At 69.0% G+C, this 6000-nt stretch carries 8 protein-coding genes; 3 read left to right on the top strand and 5 right to left on the bottom strand.

All coding sequences use genetic code 11. The annotated features are described in order from the left end of the window. Positions 1–149: 149 nt before the first annotated feature. Positions 150–1163: a zinc-binding dehydrogenase gene (locus tag AX669_RS01555; protein WP_062256168.1), complete on the bottom strand. Its 1014-nt coding sequence runs from the start codon at positions 1161–1163 to the stop codon at positions 150–152. A gap of 213 nt (positions 1164–1376) precedes the next feature. Here AX669_RS01555 and AX669_RS01560 point away from each other — a divergent pair, with 213 nt between their 5' ends. Then, positions 1377–1979, top strand: a complete 603-nt coding sequence (locus tag AX669_RS01560; RefSeq protein ID WP_040014870.1) for a TetR/AcrR family transcriptional regulator — start codon at positions 1377–1379, stop codon at positions 1977–1979. A 19-nt stretch (positions 1980–1998) separates the two neighbouring features. Here the strand turns inward: AX669_RS01560 and AX669_RS01565 are convergent, their stop codons facing one another. Beyond that, positions 1999–2907, bottom strand: coding sequence for an SGNH/GDSL hydrolase family protein (locus AX669_RS01565; protein WP_006946216.1), 909 nt, complete (start codon positions 2905–2907; stop codon positions 1999–2001). Between the two features lie 216 nt (positions 2908–3123). After that, a complete protein-coding gene (locus AX669_RS01570) occupies positions 3124–3387 on the bottom strand; it encodes a hypothetical protein (protein ID WP_006946272.1) in 264 nt (87 codons plus the stop codon). Between the two features lie 152 nt (positions 3388–3539). Between AX669_RS01570 and AX669_RS01575 the strand changes: the two genes are divergently transcribed. Then, complete coding sequence (locus tag AX669_RS01575) at positions 3540–3821, top strand: hypothetical protein (protein ID WP_006946280.1); 282 nt, start codon at positions 3540–3542, stop codon at positions 3819–3821. A gap of 230 nt (positions 3822–4051) precedes the next feature. Here AX669_RS01575 and AX669_RS01580 read toward each other — a convergent pair whose 3' ends face one another. Next, positions 4052–4519, bottom strand: coding sequence for an SRPBCC domain-containing protein (locus AX669_RS01580; protein ID WP_040014869.1), 468 nt, complete (start codon positions 4517–4519; stop codon positions 4052–4054). Positions 4520–4845: 326 nt separating this feature from the next. On the opposite strand from AX669_RS01580, the gene AX669_RS01585 reads away from it, so the two are divergent. After that, positions 4846–5472 carry a DUF2382 domain-containing protein gene (locus tag AX669_RS01585; RefSeq protein WP_040014826.1) on the top strand — a complete coding sequence of 209 codons (627 nt, stop codon included), beginning with the start codon at positions 4846–4848 and terminating at the stop codon, positions 5470–5472. A 130-nt stretch (positions 5473–5602) separates the two neighbouring features. Here the strand turns inward: AX669_RS01585 and AX669_RS01590 are convergent, their stop codons facing one another. After that, the gene (locus AX669_RS01590; RefSeq protein WP_006946294.1) at positions 5603–5908 is read right to left on the bottom strand and encodes a hypothetical protein; all 306 of its coding nucleotides are present in this window, start codon (positions 5906–5908) and stop codon (positions 5603–5605) included. Positions 5909–6000 lie beyond the last annotated feature (92 nt).

Below are 6000 nucleotides of genomic sequence, written 5' to 3'. Positions count from 1 at the left end.
CAGGCGTGCTTGCTCGCGGCGTCCTTCGGCGGGCGGGGACGGGCGAAGGCTTCGTAGTTTCCACTGCTGTAGTACATGGGACCTCCTCGAGGTCGGGTGCGCGAGATCATCGCGCGGGACGATGGGTGAGGGGACGGCTGCGTGCGCCGTCAGGGATGCAGGATGAAACGGATCGGGTTGCCGTCCTTGCGCGTGAGCCGCTCGAGCACTTCGGGCGCTTCCTCGAGCGGGAAGACCCCGCTGATCGACGCGGACAGGTCGAGCCGCTTCGTGCGGGTCAACGCGACGAGCTGGTGGACGTCCGTTCCCTCGCTGCCGTAGTGGCCGCGCAGCGTCAGCTGCTTGTAGGCGAATGCGGTGTCGGACGGAATCTCGATGGGCCGCCCGGCGAGGCCGACGATGACGAGACGTCCCTGCGGCGCGAGGGAGGCCATCGCCTGGGCCCGCACGGGGGCCACGCCCGCGAAGTCGAACGCGACGTCGAGACCGCGGGGCGAGAGCTGACGGATGGCGTCCTCCGCGTCTTCAGGGGCGCACGCCACGTCGGCGCCGACGGCGAGCGCCCGTTCGCGGGCGGCCTCGAGCGGGTCGATCGCGACGATGGGGGAGGCGCCGATGAGACGCAGCAACTGCACGGCGTGAATGCCCAGCCCGCCGAGGCCCCAGACGCCGACGGCCTCGCCGGCGCGCACGCGCCCGCTCGTCTGGATGGCTGCCCACGGCGTCGAGACGGCGTCGGGGATGATGGCGGCCTGCTCGAACGGGAGGTCGTCGGGGATCGGGACGAGCGTCTCGGCCTGCGCGAGGGCGTATTCGGCGTACCCGCCGTCGTAGTCGACGCCGCGCGTCAGGATGCGGCCGTTCGGGAGGCGGTGGCCGGCCTGCAGCAGGACGCGGCTGCCCACCTCGATGCCGGGCAGTGTCGGCACGCCGTCACCGAGGGCGGTGACGACGCCCGCGACCTCGTGACCGAGCGTCACCTTCTCGCTGTCGAGGAACTGCGGCGCGATGAGCCCTTCGAGCAGGTGCACGTCCGACAGGCAGACGCCCGCCGCCTTCACCTCGATGACGGCTTGGCCCGGCCCTGGCGTCGGGACGGGTACCTCCTCGACGTTCAGGGTGTGGTGCGTGACGTCGAGGCGTGCGGCCTTCATGGTGTCCATGGTGTCTCCTTCGTTTCCGATATTTTTGACTGTACTCATTTTTTGCGGCGCCACCAGGGCCTTTCGGCCCGGGTAATGTTTCGATCCATGTCGCTTCCCCTCAGCGCCACGGCCGCCTCCGCGGCACCGTCGGCCGGTTCGACGGCCCCGACGAGGCCGGCCCCCACGCCGGGTACGCCTGACGCCACGGTCGTGACCTGCCGACGTCCCGTCGTGAGCGGCTCGGACCAGCAGGGTCGTCGCGCGCGCAACAAGGCTGACAAGCAGGCCCGCATCCTCGCGGCTGCCGAGAGCCTGCTCGGTGAGGTGGGGTACGAGCGCATGACGACGGCCGAGGTGGCCAAGCGCGCCAACGTCGCCGCCGGCACCGTGTTCCAGTACGCCCCGACGAAGGCGGAACTGCTCATGATGGTCGTCGAACACGAGTGGCGTGATCTCGTCGACGATCACCTGCCCGACGACGCCGGTGACGGTGGGGTGCGCGAGCACGTCCTGCGTCTGCTCGAACCGTTCGCGCAGCAGGCCCGTGACTACCCCGAGAACGCGATGGTCGTCGGACGGGAGGTGCTGTTCGGTGCGCCCGGGCCGTATCGCGAGAAGGTCGTCGCGCTGGTCGCCGGTCTCGAGGACGCCATCGCGGGGCTGCTCGTCGCAGCGGGGGGTGACGCGGAGCGCAGCGTCGTCGCCGCGGGCCTCATCGTCTCCGGTGGGGTGCTCGAGCTGAACCGCACGCGTACCGGGCGCGCCGAGGTCGAATCCGTGGCGCGCCGCCTCGGGGATCTCGTCGACGTCGCGGTGCGCGGCGCGGGCGTCTGATCGCCCGTAACGCGGGCGCTCAGCCGGCGTGGCGTTCACCTGCGCGTGCCCTGACCTCGACGGCGTCGCCCGCGCGCGCACGGGCCAGTCGCTTCATGCCGTCCGCGGGGCGGATCGGTTCGGGCCACTTCGGGGGGAGCGTGTCGCCCTCACGGACGCCGTTGATGCGGCGCCGGAAGAGAGGGATCACCTCGGTGGCGAGCCATCGGCTCTCGGTGCGGATGCTCTCGCGCCAGTGCGGCGCCTCGAACGGAGGCAGCTCCGGCAGTTTGAGCGTGTGGGGGATGCCGAGTTCGGCGAGCACGTAGGCGGCGAGGTGCTTGTGCCCGAGCCGGCTCATGTGGATGCGGTCGAACGCCCACATGCGCGGGTCGTCGAACTCGCGAAACTGGGTGTGATCGACGAGCAGGCAGCCGTACTGGCGGGCCAGTTCGCGCACGGCGTCGTTGTAGAAGACGATGCGCCGCCGCAGCGGCTCGAGCGCCGTCGAGATCTTCACGTCGAACGTCGTGAACAGCAGCACCTCCGCGCCCGATCCGACGAGGCGCTGCAGCGCGGCCTCGTAACGCTCCATGATGGCGGGCATGTCGGAGCGGACGGCGAGGATGTCGTTGCCGCCGGCGTAGAACGAGATGAGCGTCGGTTCGAGCGCGAGGGCGGCGTCGAACTGCTCGTCGACGATCTCGTCGAGACGCTTGCTGCGGATGGCGAAGTTCGCGTACTCCCACGTCGCGTCCACGCGCCCCATCTGGCGGGCCATACGATCGGCCCACCCGCGCACGCCGTTGGGGTACATGAGGTTCGCGTCACCGACGCCCTCGGTGAACGAGTCTCCGACCGCTACGTAACGTCCCTTCATCGGGCTGACGGTAGGTCGTTCGCGTGGCCCGATGTCGGCGTCCGGCTGGCCGTGGGTGATCCGGGGCATGAAGCCTGGGTGAACTCAGGTGGACGAGCAGCTATCGACGAGACGCCGTGACCATCTGCGCTTCCTGTCCCATCTGCGATTCCCGTCCACATTCGTCGATATGACCAAGAATCGCGCACGTGGACGTAGATCGCAGGTGAGGAGCGGGCCACGAGAAGAGTGACCTGACGCGGCTTGACGCGCTCTGACGCCGGCGGCAGGGGCGCCAGCGGCACGTCAGAGCTGGGGGTTGTTCTTGGCGATGACCTCGACGGCGTTCTTGCTCTCGAGCAGGCCGAGGCCCGTCGCGCTGCGATACATCGCGATGGCCTCGATCTCGCGACCCTTGTGCACGAGGTAGCTGACGCGCTCGGACAGATCCTGGCCCGCACGCAGATCGGTGATCTCCTCCTGCAGGTGACGCACCTGCTTCTGCAGCGTCAGGTTGCTCCACCCGATGAGCAGGAGCAGGACGACGGCGACGACGAGGGCCCACACCATGACGATTCCTCACATTCGATCCACGCGCTTGACTCGAGCCGCTCGACTGGAGTCGTCTGACTCGAGCCGCCCCACTCGAGTCGCCAATCTACCGCCTCGCGTGGGCGCGGCGACGATGACAATCCCCAGGTTTCCTTGGCACAGTAGTGCCCATGACCGAGTACCTCATGTTGTTTCCCGAGCGTGACGTCGCCGAGGAGATCGCGGACGACCTGCTCGAATCGGGTGACTTCACCGACGTGCGCGTCGTGCGTGAGGCGCTGGCGGGTGAGGAGGACGACGAGGATCACGAGTGGGGCGTCTACGTCAAGCAGGACACCGTCGACGATCCTGCCTCGGCCGTCGCGCAGGCCCTCACCGAGCGTTTCGACGCGCTCGCCAAGGAGCATGACGGCTGGCTCGACCCCAACCCCGCGCAGCTGCCGACGCGCTGAGCGACGCGGCGTCGGAAGAGCTGACGCGACGCACGTCGCGCCGCCGGTCGTGCTGACGCGTTGAGCTAAACGCCGTCGGGCGTGCTGACGGGCCAAGAGACGCGCCGGGTGGCGACTGCGCGACCTCACCGACGCGTTGCCGCCGTCGACCGGCACATCGGACTAGTTGCTCCCAGCATCGGTGAGGCCCCATTCCCGCGCGGGAATGGGGCCTCACCGATGAACGGGCGTCAGTTCGACGTGGCGCGCTCTTCGAGCTTCGCGAGCGACTCCTCGAGGGCGTGCTTCTCGACGAGGGGGAAGTGCACCTTCTTGAGCAGTTCCTTGTCGGTGACCTTGCTCCAGTCGTACGTCAGGGTTACGGCGGTCTCCTTCGGGCCGTGGGCCTCGAGCTCGTACATCCACTCCCAGCCCTTGGGCTCGGTGCCGGCGGGCGCCGTCTGCCACGCGACGAGCTTGTCATCGGCGTACCCGGTGACGTGGTTGTCGGTCTGGTATTCGCCCCCCATGTGCTCACCGACCATGTTCATGGTGAACACCTGGCCGACCTTCTGGATGCGGTCTCCGTGGTCGACGCTGCGGATGAAGCCCGAGCCGTCGAGCTTGACGTGCTCGGCCGGGTTGGTGAGGACGTTGAAGATGTCCTGCGCCGGGGCCTCGATGGTGCGGGTCACGATGATCTTTTTCTCGTCAGTCATGTCTTCACCTTGGCTCACGGCGCGCGTCTTCGCAAGGCGTCCAGGGCGTTTCGGCGTCGATGCGGGCGACGTGTGTGGGCGGGCGCGCTCGCGGCGAAGGGGCGGCGGCAGGCTGAGGGCCATCGGGCGCCGTTGTCGAATCACGCACGTGGCGCGTGCACCTGGACGGCAGCCGCGCCCTCCCGGTGAGCGCCTGGCTCACCCCGAGAGAGCATCGCGCCGTGACGGGCGCTCGGGTAGCGTGATCGTCGAACGGGGCCGCCATGGCCCCCAACCGATCACGGGCGCAGCGGGGTGCCGCGCTCACCCCACGAAGGAGTCTGCAGATGACGAAGAACCGCCCTGACGAGCGTCCCTTCGACGCCGAGGCCTACGAGCAGGACACGCGTCAACAGGCTGCCGGAATGCGTCGCGATGGCGTGGGCGCCGACGAAGCGGGCGTCGTCCTGCACGAGGAGCGTCTCGTCGCGGGTGTCGAGCGCGCCGAGGCCGGGCGCGTCGAGGTGCGCAAGCGTGTCGTCGTCGAAGAGGTGACGATCACCGTCCCCGTGCGCCGCGAGGTCGTCGATGTCGTGCGCGTGTACGACGACGGCAGCGAGGAAGCCGTCGACGTCCCCGCCTCGACGTGGCAGCCGCGCATCGAGAACCTCGACGGCGGTTCGGCGCTGGGCGAGCACACGCATGCCGAGGGTGAGGTGTACGACGTCGAAGCCGCAGAGGGCACGCACACGCGTGACGCCGACCGGCGCGACGAGGACGGCGTCATCGTGCTGCACGAGGAGCGCCCCGTGCTCTCGACGCGGATCTACGCCGTCGAACGGCTGCACCTCGGCATCAGTGCGACGAAGGAGAACGTCACCGTCACCGAGCCGGTGCAGCGCGAGGTCGTCGAGGTCGACGAGGTCGACGACGTGCGCGACCCACGTGGTGAGGGCGGTTCGGCGCGCGCGTGACGACCTTCCCCCACGCGATGACGTGCCGGGCAAGCTGCTGAGCAGCGCCTCCGTGGGCGCCCAGTGCAGCGTCAGGAGGGCGGTACCCGATCGGGTACCGCCCTCCTGACGTTCCGGCCGAGCCGAGCCGTCAGTAGATACCGTCGACGGCACCCGCCGGGCGGAAGTCGCCGATGACGCTGGAGGCGACCGTCTGCCCGAGCGCGACGCTCTGGTCGCGATGACGATCGGAGCTGCCGCTGTTCTTGGAACCGTCCGCGTATGAGGCAATGGTGCGGGCCAATCGGTTGTACTCCGCGACCTTGGCGTCGTAGTAGTTCTGGCACGCAGCGCCCTGCCCGGACGTGAGGGCGATGGGCTCGAGGGTGGGCGGCAGGGGCGTGTTGGGCATCAACGGGGTGATGCGGATCCCGTTCGTGATGCGGCCGGTGAACATGAAGCCGTCCTGTCAGTGGAATCAGAAGTCCGCCTCGTTGTCGCCCTTGCCACAAGCGGGACAGTGCCGACGAACGTCCAGGTGTAGGTGAG

The sequence above is a fragment of the Dermacoccus sp. CCH2-D9 genome (assembly GCF_001556795.1).
In the GTDB taxonomy this organism is placed as follows: domain Bacteria; phylum Actinomycetota; class Actinomycetes; order Actinomycetales; family Dermatophilaceae; genus Dermacoccus; species Dermacoccus nishinomiyaensis.
This window is presented reverse-complemented; position numbering and strand designations above follow the sequence as displayed.

Excerpts from the sequence above, each read along its gene's own strand:
- AX669_RS01555 (WP_062256168.1), bottom strand. The coding sequence starts at position 1,163 with ATGGACACCATGAAGGCCGCACGCCTCGACGTCACGCACCACACCCTG.
- AX669_RS01575 (WP_006946280.1), top strand. The coding sequence starts at position 3,540 with ATGACCGAGTACCTCATGTTGTTTCCCGAGCGTGACGTCGCCGAGGAG.
- AX669_RS01565 (WP_006946216.1), bottom strand. The coding sequence starts at position 2,907 with ATGCCCCGGATCACCCACGGCCAGCCGGACGCCGACATCGGGCCACGC.
- AX669_RS01585 (WP_040014826.1), top strand. The coding sequence starts at position 4,846 with ATGACGAAGAACCGCCCTGACGAGCGTCCCTTCGACGCCGAGGCCTAC.
- AX669_RS01580 (WP_040014869.1), bottom strand. The coding sequence starts at position 4,519 with ATGACTGACGAGAAAAAGATCATCGTGACCCGCACCATCGAGGCCCCG.
- AX669_RS01570 (WP_006946272.1), bottom strand. The coding sequence starts at position 3,387 with ATGGTGTGGGCCCTCGTCGTCGCCGTCGTCCTGCTCCTGCTCATCGGG.
- AX669_RS01590 (WP_006946294.1), bottom strand. The coding sequence starts at position 5,908 with ATGTTCACCGGCCGCATCACGAACGGGATCCGCATCACCCCGTTGATG.